Here is a 21,957-nt window from a genome sequence, read left to right on the forward strand (position 1 = left end):
GGGCGGTCGAGCTGGAGCCGCTGGTGCGGCGCTGGGCGCGGGTGTCGGCCGAGCGCGCGCGGCGCGAGGGCAACCCGCACGCCGCCGCGTTGCTGTCGTGGCTCGACGACCGCGCCGCCGGCTGACGGTCAGGCCACCTCGACCCGGTACGGGTCGTGCTCGGCGAGCAGCTTCTCCAGCCTCGCCTGGTCGACCCGGCTCACCACGTACGTCTCCTCCTGCCGGTCGCGGACGCACTTGGCCAGGGTGAACGCCGACGTGACGGTGAACAGCAGGCCCAGCGCCAGGAACGCCCGCACCCAGCCGTCCACCGGCAGGTAGGCGACGCCGAGCCCGACGGCGGCCAGCGAGATGGCGAACGACACGACCGCCTGCGCGTAGAAGGCGGTGGTGGTGGGCGAGTGCGGCTTCGCGGTGGAGGTCATGCCGGAAGAATCCCTCCGCCGCCGTCCCCTGTCATGAGTACCGCTACTCATTCGCACGCCCCGACTTCGCGCCGACGTGCGTCAGGACGCCGCGGGCACCCGGAACGTGCGGCGGTACGCGTCGGGCGCGACGCCGAGTTCGGCGCGCAGCCGGCGGCGGAGGTTCGCGGGCGTGCCGAGGCCCGAGCGGTCGGCCACGCGGTGCACGGGCAGGTCCGTGGTCTCCAGCAGGCGTTGCGCGAGCAGCACCCGTTGCACCTGCAGCCACCGCCCGGGCGTGCTGCCGGTCGCGGCGAGGAACGCCCGGTGGAACGTGCGCCCGCTCATCCCGGCGTGCGCGGCCAGGTCGGCGACGCCGATCGACGTGCCGAGCCGGTCCACCGCCCAGTCCACTGTGGACGCGATGCCGGCGCGGTCCGGCCTGGTCGGCAACGGCGGGTCGACGTACTGGCGCTGCCCGCCCTCCCGGGTCGGCGGCACGACCAGCCGGCGGGCGAGCGCGGCGGCCACGTCGGCGCCGTGCGCCCGGCGCAGCAGGTGCAGGCACAGGTCGAGCCCGCCGACCACGCCCGCCGACGTCAGCACGTCGTCCCCGTCGGTGAACAGCACGTCGCGGGCGACGCGGGCGCGGGGCGCGGCCCGCTCCAGCGCGTCCAGCAGCCGCCAGTGGGTCGTCGCCTCACGTCCGTCGAGCACCCTGGCCGCCGCCAGCGTGAACGCGCCCGAGCACAGCGCGGCCACCGTGCCGGGGAACGACCGCAGCGCGCGCACGGCGGCCGGCGGCACCGGGGCCAGCGGGTCGACGCGGCCGGGCACGACCACCAGGTCGCACCCCGCCAGGCCGGACAGGCCGTGCGTCGCGGGGATGACGCCCACCGGCTCCACCGGCGTCGACACCCGCCCCGGCGCGCACAGCCGCAGCTCGAACGGGCCGATCCCGGCGTCGCTCCGGTCGACGCCCCACACCTCGCTGACCACCGAGATGTCGAACATCCGGCTGCCCGGCAACACCAGGACCCCGACCGTGCGCATGGCAGGAAAGTACCCCATCGCGCCTGATCCGCCACTCACGCCGGACGTCCCCGCCGACGCAGACTCGGTGCATGACGCACAGCGCCCCCACCGAGAACTCCCGGGCGAAGAACGCCCACGCGAACAGCGCCCTGATCCTGATCGACGTGCAGCGGGGGTTCGACGACCCGTCCTGGGGCAAGCGCGACAACCCCGACGCGGAGGCCAACATCGCCCGGCTCCTCGCGTCCTGGACCGGGCCGCTGGTGCTGGTGCGGCACGACTCCACCAAGCCCGACTCGCCGCTGCGGCCCGGCCAGGACGGCAACCGGTTCAAGCCCGAGCTGGACGGCGCGAACGCCGACCTGGTGTTCGCGAAGGACGTCAACTCGGCGTTCCACGGCGAGGTCGACCTCGACGCGTGGCTGAGGGGGCGCGGCATCACCGACGTCGTGCTGGCCGGCATCCAGACGAACATGTGCGTGGAGACGACCGCCCGGGTGGGCGGCAACCTCGGCTACCGCGTCAAGGTCGTCCTCGACGCCACGTTCACGTTCGACCTGGAGGACCTGACCGCCGACCAGCTCTCCGCCGCCACCGCGACCAACCTGCGGGGCGGCGGGTTCGCGGAGGTCGTCTCGACGGACGACGTGGTCTAGAGGCCGTTGGCCTCGCGGACCACGGTGACGATCTCGTCCATGATCTGGGTCAGCTCGTAGTCCTTGGGCGTGAACACCCTGGCCACCCCGCGCTCGCGCAGCCTGTCGGCGTCGTCGGGCGGGACGATCCCCCCGACGATGACCGGCACGTCCCCGGCGCCGGCCGCGCGCAGGCCCTCGACCACCGCGGGCACGACCTCGAGGTGCGAGCCGGACAGGATGGACAGGCCGACCACGTGCACGTCCTCCTGCACGGCGGCGGCCACGATCTGCGCGGGCGTGAGCCGGATGCCCTGGTAGACGACCTCGAAGCCGACGTCGCGGGCCCGCACGGCGACCTGCTCGGCGCCGTTGGAGTGCCCGTCCAGGCCCGGCTTGCCGACGAGGATGCGCAGCCGCTCGCCCAGCTCCTCGCCGGTCGCCCGGACCCGTTCCCGGACCCGGCCGATCTCCGCGCCCGCCTCGCCCGACGCGGACGCGGCGGAGACGCCGGTCGGCGCCCGGTACTCGCCGAACGTCTCCCGCAACGCCTGCGACCACTCGCCCGTCGTCACGCCCGCCTTCGCGCACGCGATCGTGGCCTCGACCAGGTTCCGGTCCGTCTTCGCCGCTTCGCGCAGGTCGTCCACAGTGGACTTCACCAGGGCTTCGTCCCGGGAGGACCGCCACGCCCGGATCGCCTCCACCGCCTGCTGTTCCACGATCGGGTCGATCTGGAGGATCGCGTTCGCGCCCTCGGCCTGCAACGGCGACGGCTCGGTGGTGGCGAACCTGTTCACGCCCACCACCACGTCCTCACCGGACTCGACGCGCCGACGACGTTCGGCCAGCGACGACACCAGCGCCGACTTCATGTACCCGGACTCGACGGCCGCGACCGCGCCGCCCATCGCCTGCACGCGGTCGATCTCGGCACGCGCGCCCTCGACGATCTCGTCCACCTTGGCCTTGACGACGTGCGAGCCCTCGAAGATGTCCTGGTACTCCAACAGGTCCGTCTCGTAGGCCAGCACCTGCTGCATGCGCAGCGCCCACTGCTGGTCCCACGGCCGCGGCAGGCCGAGCGCCTCGTTCCACGCGGGCAGCTGGATCGCGCGGGCGCGGGCGTCGCGGGACAGCGTCACGGCCAGCATCTCCAGCACGATCCGCTGCACGTTGTTCTCCGGCTGCGCCTCCGTCAGCCCGAGCGAGTTCACCTGCACGCCGTAGCGGAAGCGGCGGTGCCTGGGGTCGGCGATGCCGTACCGGTCACGGGTGATCTCGTCCCACAGCTGGACGAACGCCCGCATCTTGCACATCTCCTCGACGAACCGCACCCCGGCGTTGACGAAGAAGGAGATGCGCGCGACGACCTCGCCGCGCCGTTCCTCGGGCACCTGGCCGGAGTCGAACACCGAGTCGAGCACCGCGATCGCGGTGGACATCGAGTAGGCGATCTCCTGCACGGGCGACGCGCCCGCCTCCTGCAGGTGGTACGAGCAGATGTTGATCGGGTTCCACTTCGGCACGTTCGACACGGTCCACGCGACCATGTCGGTGATCAGCCGCAGGCTCGGCCCGGGCGGGAACACGTACGTGCCGCGGGACAGGTACTCCTTGATGATGTCGTTCTGCGTGGTGCCCGAGAGGGTGGCGCGGTCGGCCCCCTGCTCCTCGGCGACGCTCACGTACAGCGCGAGCAGCCACATGGCCGTCGCGTTGATCGTCATGGACGTGTTCGCCTCGGCCAGCGGGATCTGGTCGAACAGCTGCCGCATGTCGCCGATGTGGCTGATCGGCACGCCGACCTTGCCCACCTCGCCCCTGGCCAGCTCGTCGTCCGGGTCGTAACCGGTCTGCGTGGGCAGGTCGAACGCCACGGACAGGCCCGTCTGACCCTTGGCCAGGTTGCGGCGGTACAGCGCGTTGGAGGCGGCGGCGCTGGAGTGACCCGCGTACGTCCGCATCACCCACGGGCGGTCGCGCTCTCGGTCGGCCGGGTACGGCACGGCAACCTCCTGTGTCTCATTGCGCCGCCTCGGGCGTCGCGGGCGGGGTCGTCTGGAAGTCGACCGCTCGCGCCTCGTGTGCCGGCGGTCGAAGGGCGTGATCGCCGGAGAACGAGCCGCGAACGATCGACGCGACCTCGCGTTGGCTCGTAGCGTACTGGCGAGTAACCGGGGGCGCGCGTGCCGTTGCTCACTGAATCGAAGCTGGGGCACGATGGACGACGTGACCACGCTCACCCCGTTCCTCCTGCTGGTGGCCGTGTTCGCGGTGCTGGCGCTGGTGCTGCGGTGGGCGTTCGGCAACGACCGGCGGGCCGTGCCCGACTACACCGGAGACGACTTCGGCCTGCTGACCGAAGTCGCCGCGGTGCCGACGCGGGCGGCCGCGGACGTGCTGGCCAAGCGCTTGCGGACGGCCCGCATCAGGGTGACCGTGGTGCGCCGCGACGGCCTGCACCGGCTCATGGTGTTCCCCGCCGACGTGCCGGACGCGAAGCTGCTGCTGCGCTGAGCGGGACCGGCCCGTCCCCGGCGCGGGCGCCCGCCGGCGGGACAGCGGGCACCCGGGAAGACAGCGGGCACGGCGGGACAGCGGACCTCGACCACACCCGGACGACCGCCGGCGCGCCGGACCGAGCGGCACGCAGACCAACGGCACCCAGACGAACGGCACGCAGACGAACGGCACGCAGACGAACCCCCACGCAGACGAACGGCGGGCCCCGACCGGATTCGGTCGAGGCCCGCCGTTGGTCAGCGGATCGGCGTCAGCCGATCAGTCGCGTGCCGTTCCAGCCCCAGCCGCGCTGCACCGGGTACCAGGTGTAGTCGGACTCGTTGTACGTGGCCTCCCACAGGCTGCCGTCGTAGCCGTCGATCAGCAGGAAGTGGTTGATGTCCATGCCGGCCATCAGCCGGACGGTCGAGAAGTCCGCGCCCGTGAGCGGGAACTCCTCCAGGCCGGCCCCCTGGTCCAGCCACTCCGACACCAGGCCGTTGCCCTTGACCTCGAGGAAGTCGAGGTCGGCGAGGCCGGTGATCAGCCGCGTGCCGCCCCAGCCCCACCCGATGGTGGTGGAGGACAGGTTGTTGGCGGCGTCGAACTGCCACAGGACCAGGTTGCCCTGCTGGTTGATCTCGACGAACTTGTCCCACGAGACGCCGGACAGCAGACGCGCGTTCTGCCAGCCCCAGCCCACGACCTGCTCGTGGTAGTTGTAGCCGTCCCACGTCCACTTCGAGAGCCGGCCGTCGCCCTTGACCTCGACGAACGTGTCCGCGTTCAGGGTCGACACGATCCGCGTGCCGCCCCAGCCCCAGCCGCGGACCTGGCTGTAGAACGTGTAGCCGTCGGCCGTCCGACGCCAGTAGACCAGGTTGCCCGCGGCGTTGACCTCGAGGAACGACTCGCCGTTGGTCGTGTTGGCCTGGAAGTCCTGCTGCTGGCGCTCGACGGCCTTGTCCGCGCCGAACGGCTGGTAGTCGCGCCCCTGCGCGGCACCCGGCGCCGCCGTCGCGACGGACACCGCCGCCACGAGACCCAGCACCGCCGCCATCGCTCTCTTCGATCGCACTTTCGACTGCCCCCTCTGATGTCACTTCAGCCAAGCAAGACGACGCACATCCTTGCCTGTCGATCGACTGGCCACAACCTCTTTGCGGTGAAAGGGAAAACTACTTCGACGGCGTCGAGCCCGGACGCCGGGAAGAGGTGCGCACGACGTCCGGGAACCGAATTTCGACACCGAAAAGGACCGTTTTGGACCGATTCACCGGTCCGATCACGGACCGTCCCCGACCCATTCCGGCGCGTTCCCGCGCCGGGCGCGCCGCGCTAGGCGTTCACGCGCTCCACGGTCGCGCCCAGCTTGCGCAGGTTCTCCACGAAACCGGGGTAGCCGCGCTCGATGTGGAAGATCTCGTACACCTCGGTCGCGCCGTCCGCGCACAGCCCGGCCAGCACCAAGCCCGCGCCCGCCCGGATGTCCGACGCCCACACCGGCGCGCTGGACAGCCGCTCCACGCCGCGCACGACGGCGTGGTGGCCGTCGGTCCGCGCGTCCGCGCCCAGCCGCACCATCTCCTCGATGAACCGGAACCGCGCCTCGAACAGGTTCTCGGTGATCATCGACGTGCCGTCGGCGATGCTGGACAGGGCGATCGCGAACGGCTGGAGGTCGGTCGCGAAACCGGGGTAGGGCAGGGTCACGAAGTCCACCGACCGCGGCCGGTCGCGCTGCACCACGCGGAAGCCGTCGCTGTCGAACGTGGTCACCTCCGCGCCCGCCATCCGCAGCTTCTCCAGCACCAGGTCGAGGTGGTGCGGGTTGACGCCGCGCACGGTGATGTCGCCCCGCGTCATCACGGCCGCGAACGCCCACGTCGCGCCGACGATCCGGTCGCCGATCACGCGGTGCTCGGTCGGCCGCAGCGACTCCACGCCGTGGACCGTCAGCGTGGACGTGCCCGCGCCCTCGATCTTCGCGCCCATCTGCTGGAGCATCACGCAGATGTCCACGATCTCCGGCTCGCGGGCGGCGTTGTCGATGACCGTGGTGCCGTCCGCCAGCACCGCCGCCATCAGGATGTTCTCGGTCGCGCCCACGCTCGGGAAGTCGAGCCAGATCTGGGCGCCGTGCAGGCCCTCGGCCTCGGCGACCACGCAGCCGTGCTCGATCTCGCTGTGCGCGCCGAGCTTGCGCAGGCCGTTCTGGTGCATGTCCAGCGGCCTGCTGCCGATCGCGTCACCACCCGGCAGGGCCACCACCGCGCGCTTGCACCGGCCGACCAGGGGCCCCAGCACGCACACGGACGCGCGGAGCTTGCCCATCGCCTCCGAGTCGGCGCGGTGGTTGAGCTCCTTCGGCGTGGTGATGGTGGCCACGTCGCCGTCGAGGACCACCTCGCAGCCCAGGCTGCGCAGGACGTCCGCCATCAGCGGGACGTCCAGGATCTCCGGGCAGTTGGTGATGGTGGTGGTGCCCTCGGCCAGCAGTGCCGCCGCCATCAGCTTGAGCACGCTGTTCTTCGCGCCCACGACGTCGACCTCGCCGACGAGACGCCCACCGCCCTGGACCCGGAAGTGCTCACTCACGTAGGGAACTCCTCGCTCGATGTGCCGCAATCCTACGTTCGGACTGAATCGTGCCCGCCCGTGGTGGCTGCCTGCGGTGTCTACAGTGCTGTGCATGGCCGTGCACCTGACGAAGATCTACACCCGGGTCGGCGACGACGGGACCACCGGGCTCGGCGACTTCTCCCGCGTGCCCAAGACGTCGCCCCGGATCACCGCGTACGCCGACGTGGACGAGACCAACGCCGCCCTCGGCGTGGCGCTGGCGCTCGGCGCGCTGGACGACGACGTCGCGCAGGTGGTCCGGCGGGTCCAGAACGACCTGTTCGACGTCGGGGCCGACCTGTGCACGCCCGTCGTGCCCGACCCGAAGTACCCGCCGCTGCGCGTCACCCAGGCGTACGTGGACCGGCTGGAGGCGTGGTGCGACGAGTTCAACGCCCGGCTGGGCAAGCTGGAGTCGTTCATCCTCAACGGCGGCACGCCCGGCGCGGCCCTGCTGCACCAGGCCCGGACCATCGCGCGGCGGGCCGAGCGCGGCACGTGGGCGCTGATCGAGGCCGAGGCCGAGCAGACGAACGTGCTGACCGCGAAGTACCTCAACCGGCTGTCCGACCTGCTGTTCATCCTCGCCCGGGTGGCCAACCCGGACGGTGACGTCCTCTGGCAGCCGGGCGCCAACGCCTGACGGTCCGGTGGCCCGGCCGCGCCCCGCGGCCGGGCACAACGGGTGCTGTCCGCGTCCCCGTCAGGACGCGACGTGCACCACCTTCTCCGCGCCGATGCGCCGCATGCGCTCGACGCCCCACTCCCCCAGCGCCTCCAGCGCCGCGTTCAGCGACACGCCTTCCCCGGTCAGCGTGTACTCGACCCTGGGCGGCACCTCCGGGTACACCTCGCGGTGCACCAGCCCGTCCTCCTCCATCTCCCGGAGCTGCTGGACGAGCATCTTCTCGCTCACCCCCGGCAGACCGCGGCGGAGCTGGGCGAACCGCCGCACGCCGTGCTCGCGCAGCTCCCACAGGATCAGGGACTTCCACTTGCCGGACACCACGTCCATCGCGGCGTCGAGGCCGCAGAAGTAGGGGCCGCGCCGCGCCGTCGTCGCCATCCGAGCCTCCCGCACTTACCAAAAGGTGGGTACTGCACTTAATAGTCCGTACTGGTCGAACATACCGGTTCAAGCCACGATCAAGGCATGACGAACCCGAACAACACCGCCACGGTGACGGTCCTCGGCCTCGGCGAGATGGGCCGCGCCCTGGCGACCGCCCTCGCGCGCGCCGGACACCCCACCACGGTCTGGAACCGGTCGCCCGGCAAGGCGGACGCCCTGGTCGGACTGGGCGCCACCGAGGCCGCCACGGCGAGCGACGCGGTGACGGCGAGCGACCTCGTGATCGCGTGCCTCCTCGACGCCGCCTCGGTCCACCAGGTCCTCGACCCGGTGGTGGACCGCCTCGCCGGCCGCACCCTGGTCAACGTCACCACGACCACCCCCGAGCAGGCCGGGGAGATCGCCGCCTGGGCCGACGCCCACGGCGTCACGTACCTGGACGGCGGCATCATGGCCGTGCCGTCGATGATCGGCGGTCCGGGCTCGTCGATCCTCTACAGCGGGTCGTCCGACGCCTTCGACCGGTACCGGCCGCTGCTCGACCTGTGGGGCGAGAGCACGTACTTCGGCGCGGACCCCGGCCTGGCGTCCCTGTACGACCTCGCCCTCCTGGCCGGCATGTACGTCATGTTCGCCGGGTTCCTGCACGGCGCGGCGATGGTCGCGGGCGCGGGGGTGTCGGCGACGGAGTTCGCGGAGCGCGCGGCGCCGTGGCTGGCCGCGATGACGGGCGGGCTGGCCGGCTACGCCGCGGTGGTGGACGGCGGCGACTACACCGTCCCCGGGCAGCAGAGCCTGGAGTTCTCCGACCTGGGCGACATGGTCGCCGCCAGCGCCGCGCAGGGCATCAGCACGGAGGTGGTCGACATGGTGCAGCGGCTGATCCGGCGGCAGATCGACGCCGGTCACGGCAAGGAGGGCTTCGCCCGGATCTTCGAGAGCATCAAGCAGCCCGCCTGACCGGCGGACACCGCCCGGGTCAGGAGGCCCAGGGAATGGAACGGCCCGGAGGCGCTGACTCCAACCAGGACAGGAATCCTGTCAGCGCGTCCGGGCCCATCGCGATCTCGACCTCGCCACGGTTGCCGCGACAGCGGAGCACGACCGCGCCGGCGGGCATCGCGTACGTCTCGGGGGCGGTCGGCTCACGGCGGTCGTCGATCTCGAAGCCCTCGCGGGAGATCACCATGTCCGGGCCGGAGCGCAGGCTCAGCACGCGGAACCACGTGAACTCGTCGCCCCGGTAGTGCCCGACACCGAGGTGCCAGCCGCGGCCGGAGTCCTCGAGTCTCAACCTCAGCGCGACGTGCACACCGCCCGCGCGCAGCAACCGGACCCGGCGCCAGGTGAGGTACGCGAGCACCACCACCGCGCCGAACAGGACCACCCCGACCAGTTCGGCGATCCCCACGGCGTTTGTCCGCTCGTCCGCGTCAGACCGTGTGTCCCGCGGCGCGGAGCCGCGCGATCGCCCGGGCCCGCTGCACGTCGTCCGCGTTCTGCGCGTCCGCGCGCGCCTGCTCGACGTCGATCTCGCCGGACAGCTCCGCGTCCTCGGCGAGGATGCTCACCCCGTCGCCGGTCACGGAGAGGAAGCCACCGTGCACGGCCGCCGTGACGAGCTCGTTGTCCGTGGTCCGGATGCGGACCACACCGCCCTCGACCAACTGGCCCAGCACGGGCTCGTGGCCGGGCAGGATGCCGATCTCGCCCTCAAGCGTCTGCGCGACCACCGACGTGGCCGTTCCGGACCACAGGCGGCGTTCCACGGCGACCAACTGGACGGTCATCTCGGCCACGCGCATCTCCCTCGTCGACTGGAGTCACGTGCAGTCTAAACGGTGACCGGAACACACCGCCGCACCAGCCACCCCCAGACGCGTTCTGCGTGACGTGCGGGCCGGCGCACGGGCGTCCGAGGTGGCGCGCGCCACCCGCCGCCGCGCTCCCGGCCGGTGGAAGACTGGGCCCGTGACGCCGCCGAAGTCGCTGCTGGAGCGGGCGTTCTCGCTGCTGGCCGCGTTCACCGTGGACCGGCCCGCGCTGACGTTGTCCGAGCTGAGCCGCCACTCCGGCCTGCCGCTGAACACCACGCACCGGCTGGTGGCGTCCCTGGCCGGGCTGCGCGCCCTCGACCGCACCGCCGACGGCCGGTACGCGGTCGGCCTGCGGCTGCTGGAGCTGGGCGCGCTGTCGCCCGGCAGCCTGGACCTGCGCGACCGCGCCGTGCCGTTCCTGGAGGACCTGTACGAGGTGACGCGGCACAACGTCCAGCCGGCCGTGCGGGACGGCACGGACGTCGTCTACGTCGAGCGGATCTCGGCGCGCGACGCGGTGAACGTGGTGACGCGGGTCGGCAGCCGGATGCCGTTGCCCTGCACCGGGGTCGGCCTGGTGCTGCTGGCCGCCGCGCCGGTCGCCGTGCAGGAGGCAGTGCTGTCGGCGCCGTTGAAGAGGTTCACGCCGATGACGATCACGTCGGCCGGGGCGCTGCGCGAGGCCTTGGCCCGCGTCCGCCGCGACGGCCACGCCATCAGCGACCGCCAGCTGGAGATGATCACGTACTCGGTCGCCGCGCCCGTCCGCGGCCCGGAGGGCGACGTCGTGGCCGCCGTGTCCGTCGTCGTGCCCACGGGGACGCGCACCGACTCGGTCGTGCCGGCGGTGCGGACGTGCGGGCTCGCGATCTCCCGCGCCCTGGGCTGGACCTCCGCCTGAACCGGCGGCCCCCGGAAACGGGGCAGGGCCGCCCCCGCACCGCGGGGACGGCCCTGAACGCTCCGAAGGCTTACTTGCCCGCGAGCTTCTTGGCGTTGGCCTCGACGTCGTCCAACCCGCCGCAGGAGAAGAACGCCTGCTCCGGGTAGTGGTCGAACTCGCCCTTGCACACGCGGTCGAACGCCTCGATCGTGTCCTTGATCGGCACGAACGAACCCGGCTGGCCGGTGAACTTCTCGGCCACGATGAAGTTCTGGCCGAGGAAGCGCTCCAGGCGACGGGCGCGGCCGACGAGGACCTTGTCCTCCTCGGACAGCTCGTCCATGCCTAGGATGGCGATGATGTCCTGCAGCTCCTTGTACTTCTGCAGGATCCGCTTGACCTCCTGCGCCACCCGGTAGTGCTCCTCGCCGACGATCGACGGCTCGAGGATGCGGGAGGACGAGGACAGCGGGTCCACCGCCGGGTAGATGCCCTTCTGGGAGATCGGACGGGAGAGCTCCGTCGTCGCGTCCAGGTGGGCGAACGTGGTGGCCGGCGCGGGGTCGGTGTAGTCGTCCGCGGGCACGTAGATGGCCTGCAGCGAGGTGATCGACTTACCGCGCGTCGAGGTGATGCGCTCCTGGAGCTCACCCATCTCGTCCGCCAGCGTCGGCTGGTAACCCACGGCGGACGGCATGCGGCCCAGCAGGGTCGACACCTCGGAACCCGCCTGGGTGAACCGGAAGATGTTGTCGATGAACAGCAGCACGTCCTGGCCCTGCACGTCGCGGAAGTACTCCGCCATCGTCAGGGCGGACAGCGCGACGCGCATGCGCGTGCCGGGCGGCTCGTCCATCTGACCGAACACCAGGGCGGTGTCGTTGAGAACGCCCATCTCCTCCATCTCGAGGAGGAGGTCGGTGCCCTCACGGGTGCGCTCGCCGACGCCGGCGAACACCGACGTGCCGGAGAACTCGCGGGCGATACGGGTGATCATCTCCTGGATGAGCACCGTCTTGCCCACGCCCGCGCCGCCGAACAGGCCGATCTTGCCGCCCTTGACGTACGGGGTCAGCAGGTCGATGACCTTGATGCCCGTTTCCAGGATCTCGGTCTTGCCCTCGAGCTGGTCGAACGACGGCGCCTTGCGGTGGATGGCCCACTGCTCGCCGTCACGGCCGAGGCCCGGCTCGTCGAGGCAGTCGCCGAGCGCGTTGAACACGTGCCCCTTGACGACGTCGCCGACGGGCACGCTGATGGCCCGACCGGTGTCCGTCACGGCCGCGCCGCGGACCAGGCCGTCGGTCGGCTGCATCGAGATCGTGCGGACCAGGTTGTCGCCCAGGTGCTGGGCGACCTCGAGGGTGAGCGTCTTGGCGACCGCCTCGTAGGTGATCTCCACGCTCAGTGCGTTGAACAGCTCCGGCACCGCGCCACGCGGGAACTCCACGTCGACGACGGCACCGATCACCCGGACCACACGGCCGGTGCGGGTGGTGGTGGCAGTAGCACTCATGTCACTCATCACTTCCTGCGCCACCGGTAAGCGCGGAGGCGCCACCGACGATCTCGCTGATCTCCTGGGTGATCTGGGCCTGGCGGGCCTGGTTCGCCTGGCGGCTGAGGTTCCGGACCAGCTCGGTGGCGTTGTCCGTCGCCGCCTTCATCGCGGTCCGTCGCGCCGCCGACTCCGAGGCCGCCGCGTCCAGCAGTGCCGAGAAGAGCCGGGTCTTGACGTACTTGGGCAGCAACGCGCCCAACAAGGTCTCCGCGCTCGGTTCGAACGAGTACACCGACTGGAGCCGGTTCGGCTCCGGGTCGAAGTCGACGACCATCGGCGCGATCCGCTTGGCGACCGGCGTCTGGCTCAGCATCGACTTGAACTCGGTGTAGACCACGTGCAGCTCGTCCACGCCGAGCACGCCGTCCGGACCGGGCTGGTCGCCCTCGTCGTCGCTGCCCGCGACGAACGCCTTGACCAGCGCGTCACCGGCCTCGACGGCGTTGACGTAGTGCGGCAGCTGCGAGAAGCCGCTCCACTCGCCCGCGATGGCGCGGCGGCGGAACCTGTAGTAGCTCGCGCCCTTGCGGCCGATGACGTAGAGCACGGGCTCCTTGCCCTCGGACCGCAGCAGCGACAGCAGCTCCTCGGCGGCCCGCAGCACGTTGGCGTTGTAGCCGCCGCACATGCCCTTGTCGCTGGTGACGACCAGCACGCCGGCACGGCGGGGGTTCTTGCGCTCGGTCAGCAGCGGGTGGTCGAGGTTCGCGGACGCCGTCGCCAGCGCGGAGAGCACCGAGGTGATCTCCTCCGCGTAGGGACGGGACGCCGCGACCCTCGTCTGCGCCTTGGCGAGACGGGACGTGGCGATGAGCTCGTACGCCTTGGTGATCTTCTTGGTCGAGTTGACCGAGCGGATGCGTTGGCGCAGCTCCCGGATCTGTGCCGCCATGCCTACGTCACTTCTCGGCCGGAGCGGGTCGGTGGACCTTCACCGACTCCTGTCCGACCTTGTCGGCGTCCATCGCCGCGGCGGGCACGTCGTTCACCGTCGTGCTGCCCGTGGCGCTGAACTGCTGCTTGAACGCGGTGACCGCGTCCACGATGCCCTTCTCCGTGTCCTCGGACAACTTCTTGGACTCGCGGATGTCGGACAGGATCACGTCGTGGCTGCGGCGCACGTGGTCGAGGAACTCCGACTCGAAGCGGCGGACGTCGCCCACCGGGACGTCGTCGTAGTAGCCGTTCGTGCCGAGGTAGATCGAGACGACCTGCTCCTCGACGGGGACCGGCGAGTACTGGCCCTGCTTCAGCAGCTCGACCAGGCGGGCGCCGCGCTCCAGCTGGGCGCGGGACGCCGCGTCGAGGTCCGAGGCGAAGGCGGAGAACGCCTCCAGCTCGCGGAACTGCGACAGGTCGAGGCGCAGCGAGCCGGCGACCGTCTTCATCGCCTTGATCTGCGCGGCGCCACCGACGCGGGAGACCGAGATACCCACGTTGACGGCCGGGCGCACACCGGCGTTGAACAGGTCCGACTCCAGGAAGCACTGGCCGTCGGTGATCGAGATGACGTTGGTCGGGATGTACGCCGACACGTCGTTGGCCTTGGTCTCGATGATCGGGAGACCCGTCATCGAGCCGCCGCCCATGTCGTCGGACAGCTTCGCGCAACGCTCGAGGAGGCGCGAGTGCAAGTAGAAGACGTCGCCCGGGTACGCCTCGCGGCCCGGCGGGCGGCGCAGCAGCAGCGAGATGGCGCGGTACGCCTCCGCCTGCTTGGTCAGGTCGTCGAAGATGATCAGGACGTGCTTGCCCTGGTACATCCAGTGCTGGCCGATGGCCGAGCCGGTGTACGGCGCGAGCCACTTGAAGCCGGCCGAGTCGGACGCGGGGGCGGCGACGATGGTGGTGTACTCCAGCGCGCCCGCCTCCTCCAGCGCGGCCTTGACGCCCGCGATGGTGGAGCCCTTCTGCCCGATGGCGACGTACACGCAGCGCACCTGCTGCTGCGGGTCGCCCGAGTCCCAGGCCTTCTTCTGGTTGATGATCGTGTCGATGCAGACCGCGGTCTTGCCGGTCTTGCGGTCGCCGATGATCAGCTGGCGCTGACCGCGGCCGATCGGGGTCATCGAGTCGATCGCCTTGATGCCGGTCTGCATCGGCTCGCTCACCGGCTGGCGCTGCAGCACCGACGCGGCCTGCAGCTCCAGGGCGCGGTTGTCGTCGGCCACGATGTCGCCGAGGCCGTCGATCGGCTGGCCGAGCGGGTTCACCACGCGGCCGAGGAAGCCGTCGCCGACCGGCACGGAGAGCACCTGGCCGGTCCGCTTGACCTCCTGGCCCTCTTCGATCTTGTCGAAGTCACCGAGGATGACCGCGCCGATGGTGCGGACCTCGAGGCTCAGGGCCACGCCGAGCACGCCGCCGGGGAACTCCAGCAGCTCGTTGGTCATGGTGCCGGGCAGACCTTCGACGATGGCGATGCCGTCGTAGGTCTCCGCGACGACGCCGACCTCTTCCCGGCTGACTTCCGGGGAGTAGGCCGAGACGTACTTCTCGATCGCACTGCGGATCTCGTCCGACGAGATCGTCAGCTCCGCCATGTCGTTCCTGCTCTCACTTCGTTCTGGGAAAGGGGCTTGTGGGCCGCGGTTCCGGTTCGGTCAGCCGGCGAGGTCGCGGCGCAGCGACGCCAGCCGACCGGCCACGCTTCCGTCGATGACTTCGTCGCCGATCTTGATCAGCAGGCCGCCCCGCAACGAGGGGTCGACCTCCACGTGCAGCGCGATCGGCCTGGAGTAGATCCGGGTCAGCGTGGTCTCGAGGCGGTCCAGCTGCGCCGCGTCCAGCTCGACGGCAGAACGGACGTAGGCGACGGAACGTTCCCGGCGCTTGGCCGCGAGCGACGCGAGGTCGCCCAGGCCGCTGACGATTCCCTGACCGCGGGGCTCGCGCACGAGCTGGTCCACCAGGGTCTTGGTGGTCTCGTCGACCTTGCCGGCGACGAGGCTGTCGACCAGCGCGACCTTGGCGGCGGGCTCCGCCGCCGGGTCGGACAGGGCCAGCTCCAGCTCGTGGTTGGCCGCGATGATCCGGCCGAGCCGGAACACCTCGTCCTCGACCGAGTCGAGCTTGCCCTCCCGCTCCGCCCGCACCAGCAGCGTGGTGCGGGCCAGCGACTCGACGCCGTCGACCAGCTCGCGCGGGCTGGACCAGCGCGCGGTGACGACCGTGGTCAGCACCTGCACCGTCTCGTCGGCGACCTTGCCGTCGAACAGACCGCGCAGCAGCTGCTCACGGGACGCGGGGTCGGAGGAGTTGTCGGCCAGCGCCCGGCGCAGCGCGGGCTGCGCCGACAGCAGGCTGACGACCGCGAACAGCTCCTCGCCCAGCTTCGCCAAGGACTGGCCGGCCGTCGTGCCGGTCGTGCCGTCGACGACCTCGAGCAGCCGCAGTTCGGCGGCGGCCAGGGCGTCACGGCTGGCGGCGTGCAGCGTCATCAGCGTTCCCTCACTTGGCGGCCGGAGCCGACGTGCCGTCGAGGTCCTCGAGGAACCGGTCGACGGTGCCCCGGCGGCGGACCTCGTCCTCCAGCGACTCGCCGACGACCCGGTCCGCCAGGTCGATGGCCAGCCGGCCCAGCTCGCCCCGCAGCTCGGCGACGATCTGCGCGCGCTGCGTCTCCAGCTGGGTCTGCCCCTGCGCGACGATCCGCGCGGACTCCTCCTGCGCCTTGGCGCGCAGCTCAGTGATGATCTGCTCGCCTTCGATGCGGGCGTCGTCCCGAATGCGGGCCGCCTCCGCGCGGGCCTCGGCCAGCTGCGCCCGGTACTGCTCGAGCGCCTGCTGTGCCTGTGCCTGCGCCTGCTCGGCCTTCTCGATCCCGCCCTCGATCTTGGCGGCGCGTTCCGCGTACAACGTCTCGAAGCGCGGCGTCACGAACTTCTTGATGACGAAGAACAGCAGGAGGAACGCGATCAGACCGATGATGATCTCGGACGTGTGCGGCAGGACCGGGTTGATCGGGCCTTCCGCCGCCAGGATGAGGGTATTCATCACGACCTTCTCCTAGTGCGATGAACGTCAGGCAGTGGCGAGGAAGTACACGACGAAGCCGAGCAGCGCCAGCACCTCGACGATGGCGAACGTGGTCCAGGCCAGGCCCAGCAGCACGCCGCGAGCCTCGGGCTGACGGGCGGTGCCGTTGATGACCGAGGAGAAGATGAGACCCACGCCGATGCCGGGGCCGATCGCCGCGAGGCCGTAACCGATGGCAGCCAGACCCTGGTTCAGGTTGACGGCTTCCTGCGCAAGAACGATAGCGCTCACTTGTGCTGTTCCCTTTCCAACTCGGTCCGCGAACACTCGCGGATCGGAGGCTTGATATTTCTCAGTGCTCTTCAGCCAGCGCCGCGCCGATGTAGCTGGCTGACAGCAGAGCGAAAATGTAGGCCTGTAGCACCATGATCAGCGCTTCGAGGAACGTCAGCGCGATGGCGAAGATGAAGGCGACCGGCGCCACCACGACGGTGATGCCGCCCGCGAACAGCAGGTACTCACCGGACAGGGTGAACACAAGCAGCAGCAGGTGCCCCGCGAACATGGCCGCGAAAACACGGATCGCGAGCGTGAGCGGGTTCAACACGAACTTCTGGAAGAACTCGATCGGGATGAGCAGCGGCAGCACGAACCACGGTGCGCCCGGGGGCATGGTCTGGTTCTTCAGGTACTGCACCAGGCCGTGCCTGCGGATGCCCGCGTAGTGGTATACCGGGTAAACGACGAGCAACGACACGGCCAACGGGAAGCCGATGTGCGACATGGTCGGGAACTGCACCACGGGGATGAGCCCGAACAGGTTGTTCACCAGGATGAACGTGAAGATCGTGAGGATCAGCGGCACGTACGGCCGGAAGTCCCTGGCACCGATCTGCTCGCGGGCGATGGAGTTGCGGCCCACGTCGTACAGCGACTCCGCGGCGAACTGGAACTTGCCGGGGACAAGCTTGAGGTTGCGGGTCGCGGCGATGAAGAACGCACCGATGATGAAGATCGACAGCACCAACAGCACCATGGGCTTGGTGACGCTGCCGAAGATCGGTGGCAGGAAGAAGTCCTTCGTGCCGGGAGCGACGAACTCATCGCCCGCGGCCAGCACCATCCAGGTCACTGTGTTCCTTCCGGTTCTCCCGGCCGGCGTTCACTCCGCCGGGGGAATCGTCACGATCGGGACTTAACGTACCTTACGGACCGCAAGCGCCCACGAGAGGCACCCCACCTAGCTGGGTGTCCCGTCTTGCGCGCACCGTACCAGCCGGTAGATCAGGTGTTTCCAGGGGTCGGGACCACCATCTGACTGCGACTGCGCTTGGAGGCGCGCACCTCCATGAAGGTGGCGACCACGATCGTCGCGGCCATGGTCAGTGCCAGCGCGTTGGTGTGCAGCACCGGGAACTGGCGGAGCAGCACCATCACCACGATCAGCAGGATCAGCTTCCCCATGAACCCCGCCAGCGCCGCCACCATGATCACCTGGAGCGGCAGCGCGGCGGTCTTGCGCATCACCACGAGCGTCCCGACGGACGACAGGCACGCGAGCGCGCCGCCGATCAACGCCGCGACCAACCCGGGGACGCCGGCCAGCACGGTCCAGAGGACGGCGCCGACGGCGACCGTGCCCAGCGCCGCCCACATCGCACCGCGGAACATCTCGCCGGCGAGCCGCCGCACGACGGCCTCGTGCGTCCACTCGGTGCTCTTAGGGCTGTCCTGGGTCATGTCACCCCTTCCCACTGGTCGGAACCGAGTGTAAAGAAGGCTTGGTGCTCGACCTGCCGGCGGGGGTCAGGAACGGCGGACTTCGCGAAGTCTGGGGATCGCGGAGACCAGCAGGGCGAGCAGCAGCCCGATCGCGAGGCACCACACGACGACCACGACGTCGAACAACGTCAGCGCCACCGCGCCGAACGCCAGCACGCCCGCCCACAAGTAGATCAACAGCACCGCGCGGCGCTGGGAGTGGCCGATCTCCAGCAGCCGGTGGTGCAGGTGCATCTTGTCCGCGGAGAACGGGCTCTCGCCGCGCCGGGTGCGCCGCACCACGGCCATCAGCAGGTCGAGCAGCGGCACGAACAGCACGGCGGCCACGACGACGAGCGGCGAGAGCAGGCCGAGGACGTCGGTCGCGCGCACGGACTCGTAGTTGATCTTGCCGGAGGCGGAGATCGTGGCCGCGGCGAGCATCAGACCGATCAGCATCGACCCCGAGTCGCCCATGAAGATCCGCGCCGGGTTGAAGTTGTGCGGCAGGAAGCCGAGGCACGCGCCGGCCAGCGTGGCGGCGATCAGGGCCGGCGGGTACGCGCCGACGTCACCGCCGTTGTTGGCCAGCAGGCCGATGGAGAACACGCACGTGGCGGTGGCGGCGATGAGCCCGATGCCCGCGGCGAGTCCGTCCAGTCCGTCCACGAAGTTCATCGCGTTGACCATGGTGACGGCCAGCAGCACGCTCAGGATCGCGCCCTGGTTCTGGTCCAGCGACAGCAGCGAGCCGGTGCCCTCGCCGTCGTCGCCCCACGGCACCCAGAACAGCAGCCACTGGAGCCCGAAGAGCACCAGGATGCCCGCGGCGGTGACCTGGCCGGCGAGTTTCGTCAGGGAGTCGAGCTCGAACCGGTCGTCCAGCACGCCCACGAGGACGATCACCCCGCCGCCCACGATGACGGCGTACGGGTCGTACGAGAAGTCGAACGCCGACCGCAGCACGGGCAGCTGGTGCGCGAGCAGCATGCCGCCCAGCACCCCGCCGTACATGGCGAGGCCGCCCATCCGCGGCATCGGCTTGACGTGGACGTCGCGCTGGCGCGGGTAGGCGACCGCGCCGATCCGGAACGCCAGCTTGCGCACGAGGCCGACGAGCAGGAACGTCACGACGGCGGCGGTCAGCGCGACGAGCAGGTACTCCCGGACCGGGAGGACGTTGGACACGGCAGGCAACTGGCCCACAGCTGGCTAGCCCCTCGGGGATGGGGGGTCGGGCGGACCGACGGGATCGACGTGACCGAGTTGGTCGGGTGGTTCGGGCTTGGGGACCACCACGCTACTCCGATCGACAAGATCCACTAGCGCGCGACCTCGACTTCGACGCCGAGCACCTCGGACACCTCCGCGATCGGCACCGCGCCCTCGCGCAGCACCACCGGGTCCGGGCCGGTCAGGTCGACGATGGTGGACGCGACGTTCTCGGCGGCCGGGCCGCCGTCCAGGTAGACGCCGACCTCCTCGCCGAGCTGGTCCCACGCCTCCTGCGCGGTGCCCGCGGGCGGGAAGCCGGACTTGTTCGCGCTGGACACGGCCATCGGGCCGACGTCGCGGAGCAGTTCGAGGGCGACCGGGTGCAGCGGCATGCGCAGCATCACCGTGCCGCGGGTGTGACCGAGGTCCCACGCGAGCGAGGGCGCGTGCTGCAGGACCAGGGAGAGCCCGCCGGGCCAGAACGCCTCGATCAGCGCGCGGGCCTGCCGGGGAACGCTGAGGACCAGGCCGTCGATGGTGGTCCACGAGCCGACCAGGACGGGCACCGGCATGTCCGGCCCGCGGCCCTTGGCTTCCAGCAGGGCGCGCACCGCGGTCGCGTCGAACGCGTCGCACCCGATGCCGTAGACGGTGTCGGTGGGGAGGACCACGAGGCGCCCGGAGCGCACCGCGCCCGCCGCGGCGGTGAGGCCTGCCGTCCGGTCGGCCTGAACGCTGCAATCGTAGACCGTGCTCACCCCGCTGATCCAAGCACAGCGCGCCCGGTGACTGCGGCGGAGGTCACGGTTGCGGGCGGGCGGAGGCGGTTTCGGCGTCCACGGCCCACTGCTGCTTGCGGTGGGCCACCACGGACGCGAACACGAAGGCGCCGCCGAGCAGCACGCCCGCCGCCGTGACGAGCGGGTCGTCGACCGCGCCGCCCACGAACGGCAGCACCAGGACGGCCAGCGCCACCACGCCGAAGCCCACCGCGGACCGGGGCGCGACCCACCGCCACCGCTCGCCGCGCGCCACCCGGTGCCGCAGGTCGGTGGCGAAGGCGACCAGCTCCGGGTCCGGGGCGGTCGTCAGGATCTCGTCGGCCAGTGCGCGGCACTCGGCGAGCTGCGCGCGGCCGGTGATGACGAGCGCGCCGCCGGGCGTGACGTCGCGGATGTGGGTGGTGCGGGCGGCGAGGGCGAGGGAGAGGTGGACGCGGAGCAGGTCGTCGGCCCGCAGGCTGGTCTCGTGGGCGGGTTCGGCGCGGCCGCGTTCGGGGGTGGCGGGTTCGGCCTGGGCGGGTTCGGCGCGACCCGACTCGGCACGGGCCGGACCGGCGCGGCCGGGCACGGCGGGGGCGGGTTCCGCGAAGGAGCGCTCGGCGCGGTCCGGTTCGGCTCGGGCGGCGTCGGAGCGGGACAGTTCGGCTCGGATCGCGTCGGCCGCCGCGAGCGGTTCGTCGAGGGCGGAGGCCAGGGCGGCGCGGGAGCGGGTCAGGCGGGCCCGGTCGTGGTCGGCGAACGCGGTGAGGTCGATCGGCCGGGCGATGCGCGCGGCCACCCACCGGCGCAGGTCGTCCCACTCGTTCGGCCCGTTGGCAGGCATCACCGGTTCTCCGATTTACTCGCCGGAGCGTCGGCGGCCAGACTATCCGGATGGCGAAGCGCCCGGTGGACCGGAAGAACACGATCGGCGCGCTGCCGTTGGCGTTGACCTTCACCGCGTTGTACGTCGTGCTCGCGGGCGCGGCCGGTTACCTGGCGCTGGACGACCCGGCGCCCACCGCCGTCGCCGCGCCCTCGACGCTGCCGGCAGGTCCCACGACGACAGCCACGCCCACCACGGCCACGACAACAACGGCGAGCACCACGGGCACCACGTCGACCTCCGCCCTGCCCCCGGACGTCGAACAGGTGACCGCCCCGGGCGGTCTCACCACCGTGGTCCCCGCCGGGTGGCGGCGCTCCGGCGGCACGGTCGCCACGACGCTGGTCGCCGTCGACCCCGCCTCGCCGCGCGAGGAGGTGAGGTTCGGTGGCGCGCCGGTCACCGACCCGTCGAAGTCCCTGCTGGACCGCATCACCGAGGCCGCCGCGCAGCGCGAGCGCGAACCGGCCCACCGGCGGCTGACCCTCGCCGCGACGACGGTCCGCGACCACCCGGCCGTCGGCTGGGAGTTCGAGGACGTGGAGGCGTCCGGCCCGACCAGGGTCGCAACGGTGTTCTGGGAGGTGGACGGCGTCGAGTACGTCCTCTACTCCGCCGGGCCGCCGGAACGCTGGGAGAACACCCGGTCGCGCCTGAAGACGATGGCCGACCTGTCCAGCCCGTGACGTCGCGCCGGCGACCGTCGAACGCGGCAGACAGGCGCGGCAGGCGGTGGCGAAGCGGACACGCTCGTCAGGCACGGTCGTCGGGCGCGGCAGACAGGCACGGCCGCCGGGCGCGGCAGACAGGCACGGCCGCCGG

Annotated in this window: 25 protein-coding genes; 6 read left to right on the top strand and 19 right to left on the bottom strand. The window is 71.1% G+C overall.

Annotated elements, in window-relative coordinates:
- Positions 1-128: 128 nt before the first annotated feature.
- Positions 129-425: a YiaA/YiaB family inner membrane protein gene (locus ACFQ3T_RS20645; protein WP_380724953.1), complete on the bottom strand. Its 297-nt coding sequence runs from the start codon at positions 423-425 to the stop codon at positions 129-131.
- Positions 426-506: 81 nt separating this feature from the next.
- Positions 507-1,457: a GlxA family transcriptional regulator gene (locus ACFQ3T_RS20650; protein ID WP_380724954.1), complete on the bottom strand. Its 951-nt coding sequence runs from the start codon at positions 1,455-1,457 to the stop codon at positions 507-509.
- Between the two features lie 71 nt (positions 1,458-1,528).
- On the opposite strand from ACFQ3T_RS20650, the gene ACFQ3T_RS20655 reads away from it, so the two are divergent.
- The gene (locus ACFQ3T_RS20655) at positions 1,529-2,095 is read left to right on the top strand and encodes a cysteine hydrolase family protein (protein WP_380724955.1); all 567 of its coding nucleotides are present in this window, start codon (positions 1,529-1,531) and stop codon (positions 2,093-2,095) included.
- On the opposite strand, the gene ACFQ3T_RS20660 is transcribed toward ACFQ3T_RS20655, so the two are convergent.
- Positions 2,092-4,083 (bottom strand): protein meaA, encoded by a 1,992-nt coding sequence (locus ACFQ3T_RS20660; RefSeq protein WP_380724956.1) that lies wholly within the window; start codon positions 4,081-4,083, stop codon positions 2,092-2,094. The genes ACFQ3T_RS20655 and ACFQ3T_RS20660 overlap by 4 nt on opposite strands.
- Before the next feature lie 214 nt (positions 4,084-4,297).
- Between ACFQ3T_RS20660 and ACFQ3T_RS20665 the strand changes: the two genes are divergently transcribed.
- Positions 4,298-4,594 (top strand): hypothetical protein, encoded by a 297-nt coding sequence (locus tag ACFQ3T_RS20665; protein WP_380724957.1) that lies wholly within the window; start codon positions 4,298-4,300, stop codon positions 4,592-4,594.
- A 256-nt stretch (positions 4,595-4,850) separates the two neighbouring features.
- Here ACFQ3T_RS20665 and ACFQ3T_RS20670 read toward each other — a convergent pair whose 3' ends face one another.
- The gene (locus tag ACFQ3T_RS20670; RefSeq protein ID WP_380724958.1) at positions 4,851-5,657 is read right to left on the bottom strand and encodes a hypothetical protein; all 807 of its coding nucleotides are present in this window, start codon (positions 5,655-5,657) and stop codon (positions 4,851-4,853) included.
- A 260-nt stretch (positions 5,658-5,917) separates the two neighbouring features.
- Positions 5,918-7,177 (bottom strand): UDP-N-acetylglucosamine 1-carboxyvinyltransferase, encoded by a 1,260-nt coding sequence (gene murA / locus ACFQ3T_RS20675; RefSeq protein WP_380724959.1) that lies wholly within the window; start codon positions 7,175-7,177, stop codon positions 5,918-5,920.
- A gap of 94 nt (positions 7,178-7,271) precedes the next feature.
- On the opposite strand from murA, the gene ACFQ3T_RS20680 reads away from it, so the two are divergent.
- Positions 7,272-7,844, top strand: a complete 573-nt coding sequence (locus ACFQ3T_RS20680; RefSeq protein WP_380724960.1) for a cob(I)yrinic acid a,c-diamide adenosyltransferase — start codon at positions 7,272-7,274, stop codon at positions 7,842-7,844.
- Between the two features lie 60 nt (positions 7,845-7,904).
- On the opposite strand, the gene ACFQ3T_RS20685 is transcribed toward ACFQ3T_RS20680, so the two are convergent.
- A complete protein-coding gene (locus ACFQ3T_RS20685; RefSeq protein WP_380724961.1) occupies positions 7,905-8,267 on the bottom strand; it encodes a winged helix-turn-helix transcriptional regulator in 363 nt (120 codons plus the stop codon).
- 87 nt (positions 8,268-8,354) lie between these two features.
- Between ACFQ3T_RS20685 and ACFQ3T_RS20690 the strand changes: the two genes are divergently transcribed.
- On the top strand, positions 8,355-9,233 hold the full coding sequence (locus ACFQ3T_RS20690) for an NAD(P)-dependent oxidoreductase (protein WP_380724962.1): 879 nt from the start codon (positions 8,355-8,357) through the stop codon (positions 9,231-9,233).
- A gap of 19 nt (positions 9,234-9,252) precedes the next feature.
- On the opposite strand, the gene ACFQ3T_RS20695 is transcribed toward ACFQ3T_RS20690, so the two are convergent.
- Both ACFQ3T_RS20695 and ACFQ3T_RS20700 read right to left on the bottom strand, forming a co-directional pair.
- The gene (locus tag ACFQ3T_RS20695) at positions 9,253-9,684 is read right to left on the bottom strand and encodes a DUF2550 domain-containing protein (protein WP_380724963.1); all 432 of its coding nucleotides are present in this window, start codon (positions 9,682-9,684) and stop codon (positions 9,253-9,255) included.
- 22 nt (positions 9,685-9,706) lie between these two features.
- A complete protein-coding gene (locus tag ACFQ3T_RS20700) occupies positions 9,707-10,072 on the bottom strand; it encodes a F0F1 ATP synthase subunit epsilon (protein ID WP_380724964.1) in 366 nt (121 codons plus the stop codon).
- A gap of 172 nt (positions 10,073-10,244) precedes the next feature.
- Between ACFQ3T_RS20700 and ACFQ3T_RS20705 the strand changes: the two genes are divergently transcribed.
- The gene (locus ACFQ3T_RS20705; RefSeq protein ID WP_380724965.1) at positions 10,245-10,991 is read left to right on the top strand and encodes an IclR family transcriptional regulator; all 747 of its coding nucleotides are present in this window, start codon (positions 10,245-10,247) and stop codon (positions 10,989-10,991) included.
- A 70-nt stretch (positions 10,992-11,061) separates the two neighbouring features.
- On the opposite strand, the gene atpD is transcribed toward ACFQ3T_RS20705, so the two are convergent.
- From atpD to ACFQ3T_RS20760, 11 genes are all read right to left on the bottom strand, one after another.
- On the bottom strand, positions 11,062-12,498 hold the full coding sequence (atpD, locus tag ACFQ3T_RS20710; RefSeq protein WP_380724966.1) for a F0F1 ATP synthase subunit beta: 1,437 nt from the start codon (positions 12,496-12,498) through the stop codon (positions 11,062-11,064).
- On the bottom strand, positions 12,491-13,426 hold the full coding sequence (locus ACFQ3T_RS20715) for a F0F1 ATP synthase subunit gamma (RefSeq protein ID WP_380724967.1): 936 nt from the start codon (positions 13,424-13,426) through the stop codon (positions 12,491-12,493). Before ACFQ3T_RS20715 ends, atpD begins: the two co-directional genes overlap by 8 nt.
- A gap of 7 nt (positions 13,427-13,433) precedes the next feature.
- Complete coding sequence (gene atpA / locus ACFQ3T_RS20720; RefSeq protein ID WP_380724968.1) at positions 13,434-15,077, bottom strand: F0F1 ATP synthase subunit alpha; 1,644 nt, start codon at positions 15,075-15,077, stop codon at positions 13,434-13,436.
- 60 nt (positions 15,078-15,137) lie between these two features.
- A complete protein-coding gene (locus tag ACFQ3T_RS20725; protein WP_380724969.1) occupies positions 15,138-15,974 on the bottom strand; it encodes a F0F1 ATP synthase subunit delta in 837 nt (278 codons plus the stop codon).
- A 10-nt stretch (positions 15,975-15,984) separates the two neighbouring features.
- Positions 15,985-16,530 carry a F0F1 ATP synthase subunit B gene (locus ACFQ3T_RS20730; RefSeq protein ID WP_380724970.1) on the bottom strand — a complete coding sequence of 182 codons (546 nt, stop codon included), beginning with the start codon at positions 16,528-16,530 and terminating at the stop codon, positions 15,985-15,987.
- A gap of 27 nt (positions 16,531-16,557) precedes the next feature.
- Positions 16,558-16,803, bottom strand: a complete 246-nt coding sequence (locus ACFQ3T_RS20735) for an ATP synthase subunit c family protein (protein WP_380724971.1) — start codon at positions 16,801-16,803, stop codon at positions 16,558-16,560.
- Positions 16,804-16,864: 61 nt separating this feature from the next.
- On the bottom strand, positions 16,865-17,635 hold the full coding sequence (gene atpB, locus ACFQ3T_RS20740) for a F0F1 ATP synthase subunit A (protein WP_380724972.1): 771 nt from the start codon (positions 17,633-17,635) through the stop codon (positions 16,865-16,867).
- A 161-nt stretch (positions 17,636-17,796) separates the two neighbouring features.
- The gene (locus tag ACFQ3T_RS20745) at positions 17,797-18,252 is read right to left on the bottom strand and encodes a hypothetical protein (RefSeq protein WP_380724973.1); all 456 of its coding nucleotides are present in this window, start codon (positions 18,250-18,252) and stop codon (positions 17,797-17,799) included.
- Between the two features lie 66 nt (positions 18,253-18,318).
- Positions 18,319-19,479 carry a glycosyltransferase family 4 protein gene (locus tag ACFQ3T_RS20750; protein WP_380724974.1) on the bottom strand — a complete coding sequence of 387 codons (1,161 nt, stop codon included), beginning with the start codon at positions 19,477-19,479 and terminating at the stop codon, positions 18,319-18,321.
- A 116-nt stretch (positions 19,480-19,595) separates the two neighbouring features.
- The gene (locus ACFQ3T_RS20755; RefSeq protein WP_380724975.1) at positions 19,596-20,246 is read right to left on the bottom strand and encodes an L-threonylcarbamoyladenylate synthase; all 651 of its coding nucleotides are present in this window, start codon (positions 20,244-20,246) and stop codon (positions 19,596-19,598) included.
- Between the two features lie 43 nt (positions 20,247-20,289).
- The gene (locus ACFQ3T_RS20760; RefSeq protein WP_380724976.1) at positions 20,290-21,093 is read right to left on the bottom strand and encodes a hypothetical protein; all 804 of its coding nucleotides are present in this window, start codon (positions 21,091-21,093) and stop codon (positions 20,290-20,292) included.
- Positions 21,094-21,143: 50 nt separating this feature from the next.
- Between ACFQ3T_RS20760 and ACFQ3T_RS20765 the strand changes: the two genes are divergently transcribed.
- Positions 21,144-21,821 carry a hypothetical protein gene (locus ACFQ3T_RS20765; protein ID WP_380724977.1) on the top strand — a complete coding sequence of 226 codons (678 nt, stop codon included), beginning with the start codon at positions 21,144-21,146 and terminating at the stop codon, positions 21,819-21,821.
- Positions 21,822-21,957: the final 136 nt, after the last annotated feature.

The organism is Saccharothrix hoggarensis (genome assembly GCF_042678885.1).
Classification (GTDB): Bacteria; Actinomycetota; Actinomycetes; order Mycobacteriales; family Pseudonocardiaceae; genus Actinosynnema; species Actinosynnema hoggarensis.

Coding starts and splice junctions, on each gene's coding strand:
- ACFQ3T_RS20645 (WP_380724953.1), bottom strand. CDS start 425: ATGACCTCCACCGCGAAGCCGCACTCGCCCACCACCACCGCCTTCTAC.
- ACFQ3T_RS20650 (WP_380724954.1), bottom strand. CDS start 1,457: ATGCGCACGGTCGGGGTCCTGGTGTTGCCGGGCAGCCGGATGTTCGAC.
- ACFQ3T_RS20655 (WP_380724955.1), top strand. CDS start 1,529: ATGACGCACAGCGCCCCCACCGAGAACTCCCGGGCGAAGAACGCCCAC.
- ACFQ3T_RS20665 (WP_380724957.1), top strand. CDS start 4,298: ATGGACGACGTGACCACGCTCACCCCGTTCCTCCTGCTGGTGGCCGTG.
- ACFQ3T_RS20680 (WP_380724960.1), top strand. CDS start 7,272: ATGGCCGTGCACCTGACGAAGATCTACACCCGGGTCGGCGACGACGGG.
- ACFQ3T_RS20685 (WP_380724961.1), bottom strand. CDS start 8,267: ATGGCGACGACGGCGCGGCGCGGCCCCTACTTCTGCGGCCTCGACGCC.
- ACFQ3T_RS20690 (WP_380724962.1), top strand. CDS start 8,355: ATGACGAACCCGAACAACACCGCCACGGTGACGGTCCTCGGCCTCGGC.
- atpD (WP_380724966.1), bottom strand. CDS start 12,498: ATGAGTGACATGAGTGCTACTGCCACCACCACCCGCACCGGCCGTGTG.
- ACFQ3T_RS20715 (WP_380724967.1), bottom strand. CDS start 13,426: ATGGCGGCACAGATCCGGGAGCTGCGCCAACGCATCCGCTCGGTCAAC.
- atpA (WP_380724968.1), bottom strand. CDS start 15,077: ATGGCGGAGCTGACGATCTCGTCGGACGAGATCCGCAGTGCGATCGAG.
- ACFQ3T_RS20725 (WP_380724969.1), bottom strand. CDS start 15,974: ATGACGCTGCACGCCGCCAGCCGTGACGCCCTGGCCGCCGCCGAACTG.
- ACFQ3T_RS20730 (WP_380724970.1), bottom strand. CDS start 16,530: ATGAATACCCTCATCCTGGCGGCGGAAGGCCCGATCAACCCGGTCCTG.
- atpB (WP_380724972.1), bottom strand. CDS start 17,635: ATGGTGCTGGCCGCGGGCGATGAGTTCGTCGCTCCCGGCACGAAGGAC.
- ACFQ3T_RS20745 (WP_380724973.1), bottom strand. CDS start 18,252: ATGACCCAGGACAGCCCTAAGAGCACCGAGTGGACGCACGAGGCCGTC.
- ACFQ3T_RS20760 (WP_380724976.1), bottom strand. CDS start 21,093: ATGCCTGCCAACGGGCCGAACGAGTGGGACGACCTGCGCCGGTGGGTG.
- ACFQ3T_RS20765 (WP_380724977.1), top strand. CDS start 21,144: ATGGCGAAGCGCCCGGTGGACCGGAAGAACACGATCGGCGCGCTGCCG.